Annotated in this window: 12 protein-coding genes and 1 riboswitch; all 12 genes read left to right on the top strand. The window is 60.9% G+C overall.

What is annotated here, in order from left to right; translation table 11 throughout:
- The first annotated feature begins 102 nt into the window (after positions 1-102).
- The 12 genes from ACRX4W_RS01235 (at position 103) to ACRX4W_RS01180 (ending at position 14,625) form a co-directional block, all read left to right on the top strand.
- Complete coding sequence (locus tag ACRX4W_RS01235) at positions 103-1,740, top strand: amidohydrolase (protein ID WP_233545836.1); 1,638 nt, start codon at positions 103-105, stop codon at positions 1,738-1,740.
- Between the two features lie 910 nt (positions 1,741-2,650).
- A complete protein-coding gene (groES, locus tag ACRX4W_RS01230; RefSeq protein ID WP_040358989.1) occupies positions 2,651-2,944 on the top strand; it encodes a co-chaperone GroES in 294 nt (97 codons plus the stop codon).
- A gap of 96 nt (positions 2,945-3,040) precedes the next feature.
- Positions 3,041-4,678: a chaperonin GroEL gene (gene groL, locus ACRX4W_RS01225; RefSeq protein ID WP_006234938.1), complete on the top strand. Its 1,638-nt coding sequence runs from the start codon at positions 3,041-3,043 to the stop codon at positions 4,676-4,678.
- A gap of 371 nt (positions 4,679-5,049) precedes the next feature.
- A riboswitch (FMN riboswitch) is annotated at positions 5,050-5,242 on the top strand.
- A gap of 5 nt (positions 5,243-5,247) precedes the next feature.
- Positions 5,248-5,838: an ECF transporter S component gene (locus tag ACRX4W_RS01220; protein WP_117563816.1), complete on the top strand. Its 591-nt coding sequence runs from the start codon at positions 5,248-5,250 to the stop codon at positions 5,836-5,838.
- Positions 5,835-7,739, top strand: a complete 1,905-nt coding sequence (locus ACRX4W_RS01215) for an energy-coupling factor transporter ATPase (protein ID WP_117646037.1) — start codon at positions 5,835-5,837, stop codon at positions 7,737-7,739. The genes ACRX4W_RS01220 and ACRX4W_RS01215 overlap by 4 nt, the downstream gene beginning before the upstream one ends.
- Positions 7,739-8,539, top strand: a complete 801-nt coding sequence (locus ACRX4W_RS01210) for an energy-coupling factor transporter transmembrane component T family protein (RefSeq protein ID WP_117641050.1) — start codon at positions 7,739-7,741, stop codon at positions 8,537-8,539. Before ACRX4W_RS01215 ends, ACRX4W_RS01210 begins: the two co-directional genes overlap by 1 nt.
- Before the next feature lie 30 nt (positions 8,540-8,569).
- Positions 8,570-9,016: a pyridoxamine 5'-phosphate oxidase family protein gene (locus tag ACRX4W_RS01205; protein WP_117641049.1), complete on the top strand. Its 447-nt coding sequence runs from the start codon at positions 8,570-8,572 to the stop codon at positions 9,014-9,016.
- 51 nt (positions 9,017-9,067) lie between these two features.
- On the top strand, positions 9,068-9,478 hold the full coding sequence (locus ACRX4W_RS01200; RefSeq protein ID WP_055252303.1) for a pyridoxamine 5'-phosphate oxidase family protein: 411 nt from the start codon (positions 9,068-9,070) through the stop codon (positions 9,476-9,478).
- Positions 9,479-9,735: 257 nt separating this feature from the next.
- Positions 9,736-10,806, top strand: a complete 1,071-nt coding sequence (gene argC / locus ACRX4W_RS01195; protein WP_055252304.1) for an N-acetyl-gamma-glutamyl-phosphate reductase — start codon at positions 9,736-9,738, stop codon at positions 10,804-10,806.
- Between the two features lie 135 nt (positions 10,807-10,941).
- The gene (gene argJ, locus ACRX4W_RS01190; protein ID WP_432298930.1) at positions 10,942-12,210 is read left to right on the top strand and encodes a bifunctional glutamate N-acetyltransferase/amino-acid acetyltransferase ArgJ; all 1,269 of its coding nucleotides are present in this window, start codon (positions 10,942-10,944) and stop codon (positions 12,208-12,210) included.
- Between the two features lie 81 nt (positions 12,211-12,291).
- Entirely contained in the window at positions 12,292-13,272 is a 981-nt protein-coding gene (gene argB, locus ACRX4W_RS01185; RefSeq protein ID WP_117648252.1) for an acetylglutamate kinase, read from the top strand.
- 69 nt (positions 13,273-13,341) lie between these two features.
- Complete coding sequence (locus tag ACRX4W_RS01180; protein ID WP_117745772.1) at positions 13,342-14,625, top strand: aminotransferase class III-fold pyridoxal phosphate-dependent enzyme; 1,284 nt, start codon at positions 13,342-13,344, stop codon at positions 14,623-14,625.
- Positions 14,626-15,130 lie beyond the last annotated feature (505 nt).

Genomic DNA, 15,130 nt, shown 5'->3' with positions numbered 1-15,130 from the left:
GCTAGGGCTGGTAAAGTTGCCGTTTGCCGCTTGGGGTTTTGTTACAAGGGCGGGGGAGTACACTCGGGGGTGTTGAATTTCCTGCCAGAGATGGGGATGCCCATGCAACATATCGATCGGATTATCCGCTCTAAGAACGTCTTTACCGCGCAAGACGGCATCGATACCGCCCGCGAGCTGGCGATTGCCATCGCAGGCGACCGTATCGTCGCAGTCGGTGCGCCCGATGACGTGATTGCCGCCGCGCCTGCCGCCACGCCGGTTATCGACTACGGCGAGCAGTTTGTCTGCCCCGGTTTCCATGACGCGCACCTGCACTTTTTCCATACCTCGGTCGGCTCCTCGCCGTACATGCTCATGGATATGGGCACGTCAGAGGCGGCACTGGTGCAGCATGCGCGCGAGTTTTCCCAGGACCTGCCCGATGACGCTTGGGTTGTGACGCAGGGCTGGCGCGACTACCGTTGGGACCCGCCCGAGCATCCTAGCAAGGCGTCGCTCGATGTGGCATTCCCCGATCGTCCCTGCGTTATGTATTCGGGCGACGGGCACACGCTTTGGCTCAACAGCCGTGCACTCGAGGCGCTCGGCGTCACGCGCGACAGTGAGCCGCCGGCGGGCGGCAGCTACGACAAGGACGCAAACGGCGAGCTCACGGGCATTGCTCACGAGGCAGCTGCTATGCAGCTGCTACCGCGCTGCCTTGAGTGGCTGGGCGAGGATCGCATCGCAAGCGCTTACGCCGATCAAATGAGGCGGATGGCCGAGCAGGGCATCACCTCGATATGCGATATGTCGCTCATGCCCATGCCGGGCTGCGATTTTATCCGCGATGACGTCTACGACAAACTGCAGGCAGCTGGCAAACTGGGCATCCGTGCCCATCTGTTCCCCACGTTGCTGGATGACCAATCGCGCTTAGAAGAACTGCAGACCCGCTACGCGAACAACGCGCTGCTCTCGGCGCCTGGTTTTAAGCAGTTCTTCGACGGCGTCTCGAGCGAACACACGGCCTATCTCACCGATCCCTATACCAACCCGCGCTTCCCGGGCGATCAAGGTCGCCTGACGGTTCCCGTCGAGCGCATGCGCAAGCTGGTCCTGGCGGCAGCCGAGCGCGGCCACACCGTGCGCATCCACGTTATCGGCGACGGCGCCATCCATGCCGCACTCGATATCTTTGAGGAGGCGGCAGAGCTCTACGGCTTGCCCCAGCACGGCCATAATACGCTTGAGCATTTGGAGAATCTGCTGCCCGAGGACATCGATCGTCTGCGCAAACTCAACGTCATTGCCTCGAGCCAGCCCTGTCATATCACACTCGACCCGGGTGGTCCGGAGCGCGACCTGGGCTTGGAGCGTAGCCGCATCATGTGGCCGTTTGCGACCTATAAGCAGCGCGGCATCCGCCAAGCCTTCGGCACCGATAGCCCCATCACAGCCGTTACCAGCATGAACGTGCTCTACACGGCTATCACCCGCCAAGACCCCCGCAGCCACTGGCCCGAGGGCGGTTGGCTGCCGAGCGAGCGTATCGATGCGGCAACGGCTCTGCGCAACTACACCCTGGGCAGCGCCTATGCAGCGGGCGACGAGCAAAACCTCGGCAGCCTAGAACCCGGCAAATACGCCGACCTGGTAGTCCTGGACCAAAACCCACTCACCATCGACCCCCAAGAACTCCAAGCCACCAAAGTCCAAGCCACCTACCTAGCCGGCAACCTGATCTACGAGCGCTAAGTATTCATGTCTTACCGTTAAACGCGGCTCGGGCAGCTTATTTTGGGATGGCGCTCGAGCCGCGTTTGTTTGCAAATGGGGGGTTCGTTAGGAGCGTCCCCGCCCTGCTTGATTTGGGCGCGGGGCGGAGGCGCCGCCGCCCCGCGCCCAATTTGGACAGCAGCAATGCTATCTCTAGGTGTTTTGCATACTTTCCATTACGAATTGCATAAAAAGGCTGGGATGTTCTTCCGGATCCTGATGTACCACCGTCCGCGCCGTGCAAAAAACGGAGTGCGAGCTCTGCCTGTGCCGCTGCGGCTGAGTAACGTTGCAGAGATTGACGTCATTTTGTGCTCCGGTGCGGCGTGAGGCATGCCTTTCTGTCCTGACGGGGTTTGCCTGCCGACCAAAATCGCCGGCCGAAGGCGTCCTTGGGACCAATATGGTGTGTCCGGCACGTATGCAGCCGTCCTAGTCTGCTGAATACTCCCAAAAATGCACGGTGCTCCCCAGGGGACCCGTGCGCGCAGCGAAAACCATGCACATGTCGCTATCCGCATCGCCATTTTGCTGCACTGACTTTTCTGAATGCCGGGCCCGAATTAGTTAACCTGCCTCCCGTGTGGCTCCGGAGGGGCGGGGCATAAGGTTTATCGCGAGTTCCGCACGAGCCGAAGGCCACTTAATGTGGCCTTCGTGCGAGCAGGACTGCCCGAGCAGGAAACCTTATGCCCCGCCCCTCCGGAGCCACACGGGAGGCATCGCTAAGTTATCCCCCGGCATTCAGAAAATCTAAGTGCCAAAAAATAAGATTTTTTGACTCCGTGTTGTATAACCCGCCATTCGTGGGTACCATTCAACGCGTACGCAAACAAAAAGGGTTAATTCGCGCGGCATAACCGCGCGGCCCAAAAAGGAGGAAACAAGCATGTCGTCTTTGAAGCCGCTTGCAGATCGCGTCCTGGTCAAGCCCGACGAGGCCGAGCAGAAGACCGCTTCTGGTCTGTATATCGCCAGCAACGCTCAGGAGAAGCCGCAGCGCGGCACCATCGTTGCCGTTGGCGCCGGTAAGGTCAACGACAAGGGTGAGCGCATCCCTATGGACGTTCAGGTCGGCGACGTTGTCATCTACGGTAAGTTCGGCGGCAACGAGGTCAAGGTCGACGGCGAGAAGTATCTGCTGATGCGCGCCGACGACATCTACGCCGTCGTCGAGGCCTAGTCTCGTCAGAATCTCTGATTCGTCTTTGAACGCGCCCGCCGCATAGGACTCGGAAGCGGCGACGCGAGTCACATTTCTTTTGGAGGATTACCTACCATGGCAAAGAACATTACGTTCAACACCGATGCCCGCGCTAAGCTCGCCAAGGGCGTCAACACTCTGGCCGACGCCGTTACCGTCACCATGGGCCCCAAGGGCCGTTACGTCGCTCTGCAGCGCACGTTCGGTGCCCCGACCATCACCAACGACGGCGTTTCCGTCGCTAAGGAGATTGAGCTCGAGGACAACATCGAGAACATGGGCGCCCAGCTGGTGAAGGAGGTCGCCACCAAGACCAACGACACCGTGGGTGACGGCACCACCACCGCAACCCTGCTCGCTCAGGCTATCGTCAACGACGGTCTGCGCAACGTCGCCGCCGGCGCCAACCCGCTGGCCATCCGTCGCGGCATCGACAAGGCTGTAAACGCCGCCGTCGCCGAGATGAAGAAGCAGGCCAAGCCGGTCGAGACCAAGGAGCAGATCGCTTCTGTCGGCACCATCTCCGCTGGTGACCCCGAGGTTGGCGAGAAGATCGCCGAGGCCATGGAGGTCGTGGGCAAGGACGGCGTCATCACCGTCGAGGATTCCCAGACGTTCGACATCACCATCGACACCGTCGAGGGCATGCAGTTCGACAAGGGCTACGTCTCCGCTTACTTCGTCACGGACAACGACCGCATGGAGGCCGTGATGAAGGATCCGTACATCCTCATCACCGACCAGAAGATCTCCAGCGTCCAGGACATCATGCCTGTTCTCGAGGCTGTCCAGCGCGCCGGCCGTGGCCTGCTCATCATCGCTGAGGACATCGACGGCGAGGCTCTGCCGACCCTCGTCCTCAACAAGATCCGTGGCGCTCTCAACGTCTGCGCCGTCAAGGCCCCGGGCTACGGCGATCGCCGCAAGCGCATCCTCGAGGACATCGCCGTCCTCACCGGTGGTCAGGCTGCTCTGGACGAGCTGGGCGTGAAGGTCGCTGACATCACCGCCGATATGCTCGGTACCGCTAAGTCCGTCACCATTTCCAAGGACAACACCGTTGTCGTCGGCGGCGCTGGCTCCAAGGAGGCCATTGACGCCCGTATCGCTCAGATTAAGGGCGAGATGGAGAACACCACCTCTGACTTCGACCGTGAGAAGCTCCAGGAGCGCCTGGCCAAGCTCTCCGGTGGCGTTGCCGTCATCAAGGTCGGCGCTGCTACCGAGTCCGAGCTCAAGGAGATCAAGCACCGCGTTGAGGATGCCCTGCAGGCTACCCGCGCTGCTGTCGAGGAGGGCATCGTCGCCGGCGGTGGCGTCGCCTTCATGGACGCTGCTCCTGCGCTCGATGCTGTCGAGATCGACGACCCCGAGGAGAAGATCGGCGTCGACATCGTCAAGAAGGCTCTGACCGCTCCGGTCGCCACCATCGCCAAGAACGCTGGCTTTGAGGGCGCTGTCGTGGTCGACAAGGTTGCCGAGCTGCCTGCTGGCCAGGGTCTCAACTCTGCCAATGGTGAGTGGGGCGACATGATTGAGATGGGCGTCCTCGACCCCGTCAAGGTCAGCCGCGTCACCCTGCAGAACGCTGCTTCTGTCGCCAGCCTGATCCTCATCACCGAGGCCACCGTCTCCGATGTGCCCAAAAACACTCAGCTTGAGGACGCTATCGCTGCTGCTACCGCTGGTCAGCAGGGCGGCGGTATGTACTAAGGCCGACAAGGTCTAGAACTCCCACCGGGAATCCGGGGGCGTGACGGGGGCTTCTCTCCGGAACGTCCTCGGACATGCAAAGAGGCTCCGCATCGCGCTTCGCGCTGCGGAGCCTCTCTGCGTCCTGCGGAATGTTCCGGAGAGAAGCCCCCGTCACGCCCCCGGATTCCCTGCGTTTACGGCCTTGAGGTCGGCGTGGGCGGAGGACTTGGTTGTTGGGAATACGTGTCCCGGTCGCTGTTTCGCGGCTTTGCCGCGAAAGGCGCGCTACTTTGGGATGGGTGGGGAACGTGGTTGTTGTGGCAACTGATCCCCACCACAAATTACCCTCGGCATACTTGCGCGAACGATTGCTCGTGCTACACTTGCAAGTGCTGTTTCAGGGCGGGGTGGAATTCCCCACTGGCGGTAAATCGGGCGGTGCCAAAGGGGTGCCGCGGAGCAGGCGAGGCGTCTGCGACCGAGCCGATGAGTCCGCGACCCGAGCGTGTGTTGGTTCGCATGCCGGCTGAACTGGTGAGATTCCAGTACCAACGGTTAGAGTCCGGATGAAAGAGGCAGGTGATCTTATGTCTGAACAGTCGCAGCATATCCATTTTGAGAACACGAATAGGTGGAGCACCAAACAGCTCGTTACCATGGCGCTGATGTGCGCCTTGGGCGCCCTGTTTATGTATGTGCAGCTGCCCATCCTTCCTTCGGCGCCGTTTTTGACGTATGACCCGTCGCTGGTGCCGGCGATGGTGTGTGGATTTGCGTATGGCCCTGGCGCCGGCACTGCTGTTGCCGCTATGGCGATTGTTATCCATGCGCTTACCACGGGCGATTGGGTCGGCGCACTTATGAACCTGGTGGCTACGCTGGGCTACATTCTGCCCGCGGCTATCGTGTACCAGAAGATGCATACCTATAAGGGTGCCGTGATTGGCCTAGTGTTCGGTGTCATTGCCGCTACGGCGCTGTCTATGGTCGCTAACCTTACCATTGGCGTATGGTTCTGGTATGGCTCGGTCGATGTGATCGCCCCGCTCATGATTCCTGCCGTGCTGCCGTTCAACCTCATCAAGACCGTGCTCAACTCGGTGCTGACACTTGCGGTGTACAAGGCGGTCTCTAATCTCATCACGCCCAAGAAGGACCAGGTCAAAGGCCGCGCATGATTGAGTGTCGGGGCGTTTCCTTTAGCTATGACGGTGCCACACCGGCACTCGACGGCATCGATCTGAACATCGAGGATGGCGAGTTTTTTTGCATCCTCGGCGGCAACGGGTCGGGCAAGTCGACGTTCGCCAAGCATTTGAACGCGCTGCTGCAGCCCGATACGGGAACGGTGCGCGTCAACGGCATGGTCGCGTCCGATCCCGAGCTGGTCTACGACATTCGCTCGACCGCGGGCATGGTATTCCAGAACCCGGATGATCAGCTGGTGGCGACGCTTGTCGAGGACGATGTTGCCTTTGGTCCCGAAAACCTTGGGGTGGAATCGGCCCAGATCGCGCAGCGCGTACGCGAGGCACTGAAGGGCGTGGGTTTGGTGGGCTTCGAGCGCCACGAGACCCATGCACTTTCGGGCGGACAAAAGCAGCGCGTGGCGCTTGCCGGCGTGCTCGCCATGGAACCGCGCGTGCTCATTTTGGACGAGGCGTCCTCGATGCTCGATCCGCGCGGGCGCAAGGGCCTTATGAAGGCCTGTCACGCGCTGCACGAACGCGGCATGACCATCGTGATGATTACGCACTTTATGGAAGAGGCAGCCGAGGCCGATCGCGTTGCTGTCTTCCAGGCGGGCCGTGTTGCCATGTTCGGTACGCCCGAGGAAATCTTGACGCGGGCGGACGAACTCGCGCGGCTGAACCTGGATATGCCGGCATCGTGCTGTCTTGGCAGGGCGCTTCGCGCGAAGGGCGTGCCCATTTGCGCACAGGTGCGTGAGGCGGATATGGTCGCCGATATAGCGCAGGCTTATGCCGAGCGGAGTTGGACAGGCATCACCGGGCGGCCTTTCGCATCCCAGTTGGAAATCGCTGACGGCGCTGTTCCGGCAGACAACGAGGACAACGCGTCGGAGCCCGTCATCGAGCTATCCCATGTTTCGTACAGCTATTCGCTGAGCGCCCGAGATCGTCGCCGTTGGCACAAGCGCTCAGCCATCGAGGGCGCATCGAACAAACAGGCCCTCTGGGGCAACGACCCTAGCAGCCCCTGGGCGTTGCGCAATGTGTCGCTAACGGTGCGTCGCGGCGAGTTCCTGGGCCTTGCGGGCCATACCGGTTCGGGTAAGTCGACGCTGGTTCAGCATCTCAACGGCCTGATTCGTCCCCAGGAGGGTTCCGTTTACGCGTTGGGGCTCGACCTGGCAAACAAGAAAGATGCTGCCGCGGTTAAGGCAAAGGTCGGCGTGGTGTTTCAATATCCCGAGCGTCAGCTGTTTGCCGAGACCGTGGCACAGGACGTGGCATTTGGTCCGCATAACCTTGGCTTGTCGCAGGCCGAGGTTGCCCGCCGCGTTGAGTCATCGCTCGAGCGCGTGGGCCTCGACCTGGCTACGGTGGGCGACAAGAGCCCCTTTGAGCTTTCGGGTGGCCAACAGCGGCGCGTGGCGTTTGCCGGCGTGCTTGCCATGGAGCCCGAGATCCTGGTACTCGATGAACCCATGGCGGGGCTCGATCCGGCTGCGCGCAGGGATTTCCTTGAGCTTATCGGTCGACTTCACCGCGATGGCCTGACCGTTGTCATGGTTTCGCATAGTATGGATGACCTGGCCAACTGCTGCGACCGTATTGTCGTGATGAACGAGGGCGCGGTGTTTGCCGAGGGCACGCCCGCTCAGGTTTTTGCGCATGCGGATGAGCTCAAGTCGATCGGCTTGGGCGTTCCCGCCGCCCAGCGCATGGCGTTGGCGCTCGCGGAAGCGGGCGTGCCGCTGCGCTTTGACGGCCTCTATACGGTTGAGTCGCTGGCAGACGAGTTGGTGGACCTGCTAATCGGTCGCTCGGGCGGTCCTTCTAACGTCGCGGACATTGCTAAATCCAAGACGGTTGCGCGAGAGGAGGGCTGCTAATGGAGGCGTTTTCGTTTGGCAGCTACTATCCCGGCGATAGTGCGATCCACCGCCTGGACCCGCGAACTAAGTTGCTCTTGGGCTTTGTGTTTCTGATCACGACGCTCACGGTCAGCAGCTTCCGCGGACTGGCCCCGGTCGCAATCTTCGTTGTCCTGATCTATACCGTGTCCCGGGTGCCGTTGCGCCGGGTCCTATCATCGATGGCACCATTGCTGGCGATTGTCGTGGTGGTCGCAGTGCTCAACCTGTTTTCCGACCAGAGCGGGCGCATTCTGTGGCAGCTTGGCTTTTTGCAGATAAGCGAGGGCTCGCTGCATTCCGCCGCCTTTATGGCGTGCCGCCTGAGCTTGATGATGGCCGGCATGAGCGCCATTACGCTCACCACGCCCACGCTCGACCTCACCGTGGGCTTTGAGCGTCTGCTCGCACCGTTTGCGCGTGTGGGACTTCCTGCACACGAGCTCGGCATGATTATGGGTATCGCGCTGCGCTTTATGCCGCAGTTTGCCACCGAGATGAAGCAGACGGCCGATGCGCAGGCGAGCCGCGGTGCGCGCGTGACGGGAGGCCCGCTCGGCGGCGTGCGTATGCTCGGCAGTGTGGCGATCCCGCTGTTCACGGGTGTGTTCCGCCATGCCGAGACGCTGTCTGCTGCCATGGATACACGCTGCTATCACGGCGAGCAGGGCCGCACGCGCCTGCATGCGCTTGCATTTCGCCGCGGGGATGCGCTGGCTGCGGTGGTGACGGCGCTGCTGCTCGCGTGTGTCATCGTCATCAACCTTCAACTTGTTTAGGCGCGATTCGAGCGCAAGAAAGGGGTCCCTATGACCGACAACGACCGCATGGCTCAGCTCGAGCGCGCCTGTTCGTATCTCAGGCGCATTCCGGCGTGGTATCTTGCCACGACCGATGCGAGCGACGGGCATCAGCCCCGCGTGAGGCCGTTTTCGTTTGCCATGGTCGATGACGGTAAGCTGTGGTTTTGCACGTCGCGCGACAAGGACGTGTGGGCGGAGTTGAGCGCGAATCCCAAGTTTGAGCTCTCGGGCTGGAAGCCGGGGGAATGTTGGATCGTATTGACCGGCGAAGCCGCACTTGAGGACGACGCAGTTGCGAGCGACAAGGTGCGTCAAGCGGGTTTTAAGCACATGGTGGGCATCGGCGAGGAACACGAGAGTGCCAACGACGGCCGCCTTGCTTTCTTTTCGGTCCGCAACATTGCCGCCCGCTTCTGCGATATCGACGGCAGCGAAGAGCATCTGGAGCTCTAGCGCGTCTCAAATTAACTACCCGTTCCAAATTGGCTAGTGGCAGGAGGACGCATGGACGGATTGAATACGGTGTTGGAGTATCTGACGTCGGTGCCGGCATGGTATTTGGCGACGAGCGTTGACGGACAGCCTCATGTGCGTCCGTTTTCGTTTGCGCAGATCCAGGATGGCAAGCTGTGGTTTGTAACAGCGCGCACCAAAGATGTGTGGCAAGAGCTGCTGCAAAACCAGCGCTTTGAGGCCACGAGTTGGTGGCCGGGCCATGGCTGGCTCATCTTGCGCGGGCGTGCCGGCTTGGATGACCGGGCTTTAGGCGAAATGCGCGAAGCCGGGTGGAAGCATCTAGAGCACCTGGGCGAGCACTATGAGGGGCCTAACGACCCCACGCTCGTCTTCTTTAGCGTCGAGGATCCCGAGGCTTTTATCTGCAATCACGACGAATGGGTGCCGGTCGAGCTCTAGCCAGCTGGCTCATCCTAACAACTTGGTTTTCGCATGGGCGGGCCCCGTATTGCCCGGCGCCGTTAGGAGCGCCGGTCAATACGGGGCCCGCTCCATTTGTCAATTCCTTCAAGCGAATGTGTCGGGAATGTTTCAATGCATGAATATGCAAGCCATTTACGTAGTCATGCATCTTTTGGTGCTAAAGTTTCAACCCACTTCATAACGACCGCTGTGAAATGCGCATCGGTGCATAAATCGCAGACAAGGAGTCTGATATGTCTTTGAAGGTTGGAATCGTCGGCGCGGCTGGATATGCCGGAGCCGAGCTCATTCGCCTCGTCCTCGGTCATCCCGAGTTTGAACTTGCTGCCATTACGTCCAACGCCGATGCCGGCCAGCCGTTGTCTGCGGTGTACCCGAGCTTCACCGGCGTAAGCGATCTTGTCTTTACGACGCATGATGCCCCCGAGCTCAAGAACTGCGACGCGGTCTTTTTGGCCGTGCCGCACACGGCTGCCATGGCACAGGTGCCCGCGCTGCTTGCATCGGGCGTCTCCTGCTTTGATCTTTCGGCCGACTACCGTCTGAACGACGCGTCCGTTTTTGAGGCTTGGTATGCCGCCGAGCATACGAGCCCCGAGCTGCTCAAGACCCGTGCCTTCGGTCTGCCCGAGCTGTTCTGCCAGGACTTGGAGACCGCCGCATCCGACCATGCCGACGGCAAACCCGTGCTGGTCGCCTGCGCCGGTTGCTATCCCACCGCAACGAGCCTTGCCGCCGCGCCCGCCGTGCGCGCGGGCTGGGTGGCCGAGAACGGTCCCGTGATTGTCGATGCCATTAGCGGCGTGACGGGCGCCGGTAAGTCCTGCAACGCCCGCACCCATTTTTGCAGCGCCGACGAGAACTTGGAGGCCTACGGCGTGGGCAAGCATCGCCACACGCCCGAGATTGAGCAAATCCTTGGCCTGACCGATCGCGTCGTCTTTACCCCGCACCTGGCACCGCTCAAGCGCGGTCTGCTCTCCACGGTGACGCTGCCGCTCGCGCCGCAGGCTCTCGACACGCTGGCTCTTGAGGATGTCGTCGACCATTACAAGCAGTTCTACGCCGGTCGCACCTTTGTGCGCGTGCTCGATGCCGGCCAGCAGCCCAAGACGGCTTCGGTCGTCGGCACCAACGCTGCCCAGATTGGCCTCGCGCTCAACAAGCGCGCGGGCGTGCTGGTGGCGACGGGCGCCATCGACAATCTGTGCAAGGGCGCTGCGGGCCAAGCAGTCCAGTGCGCCAATATCGTCTTTGGCTTTGACGAGCGACGAGGCTTGCCTACAGTGGCGTGCCCGGTGTAGCACATTCGATTGTTAACGATTTGGTAGTCGGGCATCGAATGGGGCGCCACTCTTAAGCTGGTCTCATGATCACGACTGGCATGGCGCACCAACCGATGTCCGTTTTTTTGTTTGACATAAGGAGTCATAAAGACGATGGATACCGAGCTGTTTGATATCAAGATTCGCGCCGTCGAGGGTGGCGTTACGGCTGCGGCTGGTTTTAAAGCTGCAGGCATCCACGCTGGGTTCCGCAAGAACCCCGAGCGTCTGGATTACGCGCTCGTCGTGCCCGATAAACCCTGTCCCGGTGCCGGCGTGTTTACCACCAATCGCTTTTGCGCGGCGCCCGTGCAGGTGAGCCGTGCCAACCTGGGCGGTGCCGACAAGGGCTACGGTATCATCGCCGGTGTTTCGGTCAACTCTGGCAATGCCAACGCCGCCACGGGTGAGACCGGCCTTGCCTGCGCGCGCGAGACGTGCAGCATCGCATCGCAGGTCATCGGCTGCGAGCCCCAGCAGATTCTGGTTGCCTCCACGGGTGTGATTGGCCAGATTCTGCCGATCGACACGTTTGAGACCGCCATTCCTGCTGCCTACGAGGTACTTTCCGCCCACGGTGGCGCCGATGCCGCTCGCGCCATCATGACGACCGACACGCACTCCAAGGAGTACGCCGTATCCTACGTCAGTGAGGCTGCGGGTCATGCGGGCAATGTCTATACGGTAGGCGGAATGTGCAAGGGCTCGGGTATGATCATGCCCAACATGGCCACCATGATCGCAGTTATCACCACCGATGCCCCCGTCGAGCCTGCGGCACTTCATGCCCTGCTGCTCTCGACCGTCAAGCAGACCTTTAACAAGGTAACGGTCGATTCCGACACCTCGACCAACGACACCTGCATCATGCTTGCCTCCGGCGCCGCTGCCGCAGATGCCGAGCCTATCGTCGAGGGCTCCGATGCCTTTGACGAGTTGGCATTTGCCGTGCACGAGGTGTGCGAGAGCCTGGCGCGCAATATCGCCGCCGATGGTGAGGGCGCATCTAAGCTTGTTACGGTCAACGTTACCGGCGCCGTGAACGACGAGGAGGCCGATATCGCCGCCCGTGCCGTTGCCAACTCGCCGCTCGTTAAGACCTGCATCGCCGGCCACGACTGCAACTGGGGCCGCGTTGCTATGGCGCTTGGCAAGTGCGGCGTGAAGTTTAATCAGGAAGACGTTTCCATCGACATGATGGGCATGCCTGTCTGTCGCGATGGTCTGACTGTTCCCTTTGACGAGGACGAGGCTCTACGACGTTTCGAGGCGCCCGAGATCGTGATCTCGGCCGACCTGGGCGCAGGCGACGCGGCAACGACCGTGTGGACCTGCGACCTCACGCATGAGTACATCTCCATTAACGGCGACTACCGTTCCTAGATTCCAGGCACGCTGCGCATCTTGCCGCGATTGCGGACAGCGGAGCACGGCGCGATAACGATACGAAAGACGAGGCAGATTATGAAATTCGCACGCGATTGTCGTTCGAACGAATCCAACGAAGCAACCGCGCAGCTGCTGTTCGAAGCGCTGCCGTGGATTAAGAACCTGACCGGTAAGACGGTTGTTATCAAATATGGCGGAGCCGCCATGGTTGATGAGCAGCTGCGCCGCGACGTGATGAGCGACATCGTGCTGCTCAAGATCATCGGCATGCGCCCTGTTATCGTGCACGGTGGCGGCAAGGCCATCAACGAGGCGCTGAGCCACTACGACATCCCCGTCGAGTTTAAGAACGGCCAGCGCGTGACCACGCCGGCGACTATGGATATCGTGCGCGAGGTGCTGGGCGGCAAGGTTAACCAGGAGCTGGTTGCCGCCATCAACCACCACGGCAACCTGGCCGTGGGCGTGTCGGGCAGCGATGCTGGCACGCTCATCGCCGAGCCGCTCGACCCCGAGCTCGGTCGCGTGGGCAAAGTGACGCACGTTAACACCGACTATATCGAGCGCTTACTCGATAGCGAGTACATCCCCGTTATCGCTACCGTCGCGGCGGGGGAGGACGGCGGTTTCTTCAACATCAACGCCGATACCGCCGCCGGTGCCGTTGCGGCAGCGCTCCACGCGCACAAGGCGATCTTTTTGACCGACGTCGACGGCCTGTACAAGGACTTTAGCGATAAAGACTCACTCATCTCCAACCTAACACTCGACGAGGTTAACGAAATGCTCTACGGCGGCGAGGTCGATAAGGGCATGATTCCCAAGCTGCGCGCGGCCGTCGATGCGCTTGCCGGCGGCGTATTTCGCGCTCACATCATCAACGGCACCACGCCGCATTCGCTGCTGCTGGAGCTGCTGACCGATGCCGGCGTCGGTACCGTGATCCATTCCACCGAGACGGCTTACGAGTTCGATACGCATCCGCATCCGCTTTCGACGTTTGCTGCGCGTCTGACCGAGAATCTTGACGAGGTCGAGAAGCTTCAGACGGTCTAGCTGACCCTCAGCCGCCCCATTCCTACACCCATAGGCCTGCGCCGTCCGGCGCTCAACGAAAGGCATCCCATGTCACTTGCAGCTCAGCAATCGCTTGAATCCCATTACGTTATGCATACCTTTGGCCGCTCTCCGGTCGAGTTTGTCGAGGGTCACGGCATGAAGCTCACCGGCGACGATGGCCGTGAGTACCTCGACTTTCTTGCCGGCATCGGCGTGTGCAGCCTAGGTCATGGCGACCCGGCTGTGCTCTCGGCGCTCGAGGCACAGACCAAAAAGCTCATGCATGTCTCCAATTACTTCTACATTGAGCAGCGCGGACAGGTCGCGGCGCTGCTGTCCAAGCTTGCTAACGACGACGTAGATGGTGCGCGCGTGCTTGCCGATGCCATTGCCGCCGGCGATGAGACCACGGCAGCTGCTCTTGGTGCCCCGGCTGCGGATGAGCAGGTTTGGGAGACCTTCTTTGCCAACTCTGGCGCCGAGGCCAACGAGGGCTCGATGAAGCTCGCGCGCCTGTACGCCAAGCGTGCCGGTAATGGCGGCAACACCATCGTGTGCATGCGCGGCGGCTTCCACGGCCGTACGCTCGAGACCATTGCCGCCACCATGCAGGATTGGCTGCAGGACAGCTTCCGCCCGCTGCCGGGTGGCTTTGTGGCCTGCACGCCCAACGATGTGGATGAGCTGCGTGCGATCTTTAAGCAGCTGGGGAGCGAAATTTGTGCCGTGATGCTCGAGCCGATCCAGGGTGAGAGCGGTGTGCATCCCATGACCGAGGAGTTTATGGCTACGGCGCGCGACCTGGCACACGAAGTGGGCGCCGTGCTTATCGCCGACGAGGTCCAGTGCGGCATCTTCCGCTCCGGCAAGCCGTTTGCGTTCCAGACCTATGGCGTGGAGCCCGACATCATGAGCCTTGCCAAGGGCATTGCTGATGGCGTGCCCATGGGTGCCGTCGTGGCGAAGAAGGAGATTGCCGACGTGTTTAAGCCGGGCGACCACGGCTCGACCTTTGGCGGTAGCTGCTTGGCCATCGCGGCGTGTGCCGCGACGCTCTCCGCGCTTGTGCGTGGCGATTATGCCGAGCATGCTGCCAAGGTGGGTGCCTATATGGAGGCAAAGCTCGCCAAGCTGCCGCACGTGACCGAGGTACGTGGTCGCGGCTTGATGCTCGGCTGTGATTTGGATGATGCCGCGGGCGACGCGCATGGTGTTGTTGCCCGCGCGCTGGCCGCCGGTGCCGTGATCAACGCTACGGGTGCGCATACGCTGCGTTTCCTGCCGCCACTCGTCTGCGAGGAAGCCGACGTGGACAGTCTGATCGAGATCCTGTCGGGTGTTTTGGGCTAACGCGGCGCAATAACTCAATTTGGACCGAGTTCCGGACTGCGGACGTGCCCTATGCGGCATGATTCAGCGGTCTGGAGCCCGTTTTGCCTTAGATTTGCTAAGGCAGGGAGACCTGCTGGTCAAAAAACATCAAATATGAGTACTGTTACCGATTTGGTAGCAGCAATTTTGGACTAATAAGGCCAGATGGCAAGTCGAAATGGCGATGAATACACGATTTTGATCTGACTGTTAGTCCTTATAATGGACATATGTTGCGTAACCTAAGCAAACACTATCTGTTTATATGTTGCAAGCAAAGTAGCAGTACTCATTTTTGCCATTATTTGGCCACGGCCTTTGTGACAGATGTGCTGGCGGGTTCGAATCCCATGCGCTGGGCCCAAAAAAGAAAGGCTCCCATTGCTGGGAGCCTATCAAATCAGTGGTGGGCGATGAGGGATGTCGCGTGCGGCTGACGCCGCCCGCTTTCGCTTCGGGCCTACGGCCCTCGCGTGCTGCGCTG

This window comes from Collinsella aerofaciens (assembly GCF_964283865.1).
In the GTDB taxonomy this organism is placed as follows: domain Bacteria; phylum Actinomycetota; class Coriobacteriia; order Coriobacteriales; family Coriobacteriaceae; genus Collinsella.
Note: the sequence above shows the minus strand (reverse complement) of the source record. Positions and strands in the feature narration are given on the sequence as shown.

What these genes read in the sequence shown, in the direction of transcription:
- ACRX4W_RS01205 (WP_117641049.1), top strand. Translation starts at nt 8,570, where the DNA reads ATGACCGACAACGACCGCATGGCTCAGCTCGAGCGCGCCTGTTCGTAT.
- argB (WP_117648252.1), top strand. Translation starts at nt 12,292, where the DNA reads ATGAAATTCGCACGCGATTGTCGTTCGAACGAATCCAACGAAGCAACC.
- groES (WP_040358989.1), top strand. Translation starts at nt 2,651, where the DNA reads ATGTCGTCTTTGAAGCCGCTTGCAGATCGCGTCCTGGTCAAGCCCGAC.
- ACRX4W_RS01235 (WP_233545836.1), top strand. Translation starts at nt 103, where the DNA reads ATGCAACATATCGATCGGATTATCCGCTCTAAGAACGTCTTTACCGCG.
- ACRX4W_RS01180 (WP_117745772.1), top strand. Translation starts at nt 13,342, where the DNA reads ATGTCACTTGCAGCTCAGCAATCGCTTGAATCCCATTACGTTATGCAT.
- ACRX4W_RS01210 (WP_117641050.1), top strand. Translation starts at nt 7,739, where the DNA reads ATGGAGGCGTTTTCGTTTGGCAGCTACTATCCCGGCGATAGTGCGATC.
- ACRX4W_RS01200 (WP_055252303.1), top strand. Translation starts at nt 9,068, where the DNA reads ATGGACGGATTGAATACGGTGTTGGAGTATCTGACGTCGGTGCCGGCA.
- ACRX4W_RS01215 (WP_117646037.1), top strand. Translation starts at nt 5,835, where the DNA reads ATGATTGAGTGTCGGGGCGTTTCCTTTAGCTATGACGGTGCCACACCG.
- groL (WP_006234938.1), top strand. Translation starts at nt 3,041, where the DNA reads ATGGCAAAGAACATTACGTTCAACACCGATGCCCGCGCTAAGCTCGCC.
- argC (WP_055252304.1), top strand. Translation starts at nt 9,736, where the DNA reads ATGTCTTTGAAGGTTGGAATCGTCGGCGCGGCTGGATATGCCGGAGCC.
- argJ (WP_432298930.1), top strand. Translation starts at nt 10,942, where the DNA reads ATGGATACCGAGCTGTTTGATATCAAGATTCGCGCCGTCGAGGGTGGC.
- ACRX4W_RS01220 (WP_117563816.1), top strand. Translation starts at nt 5,248, where the DNA reads ATGTCTGAACAGTCGCAGCATATCCATTTTGAGAACACGAATAGGTGG.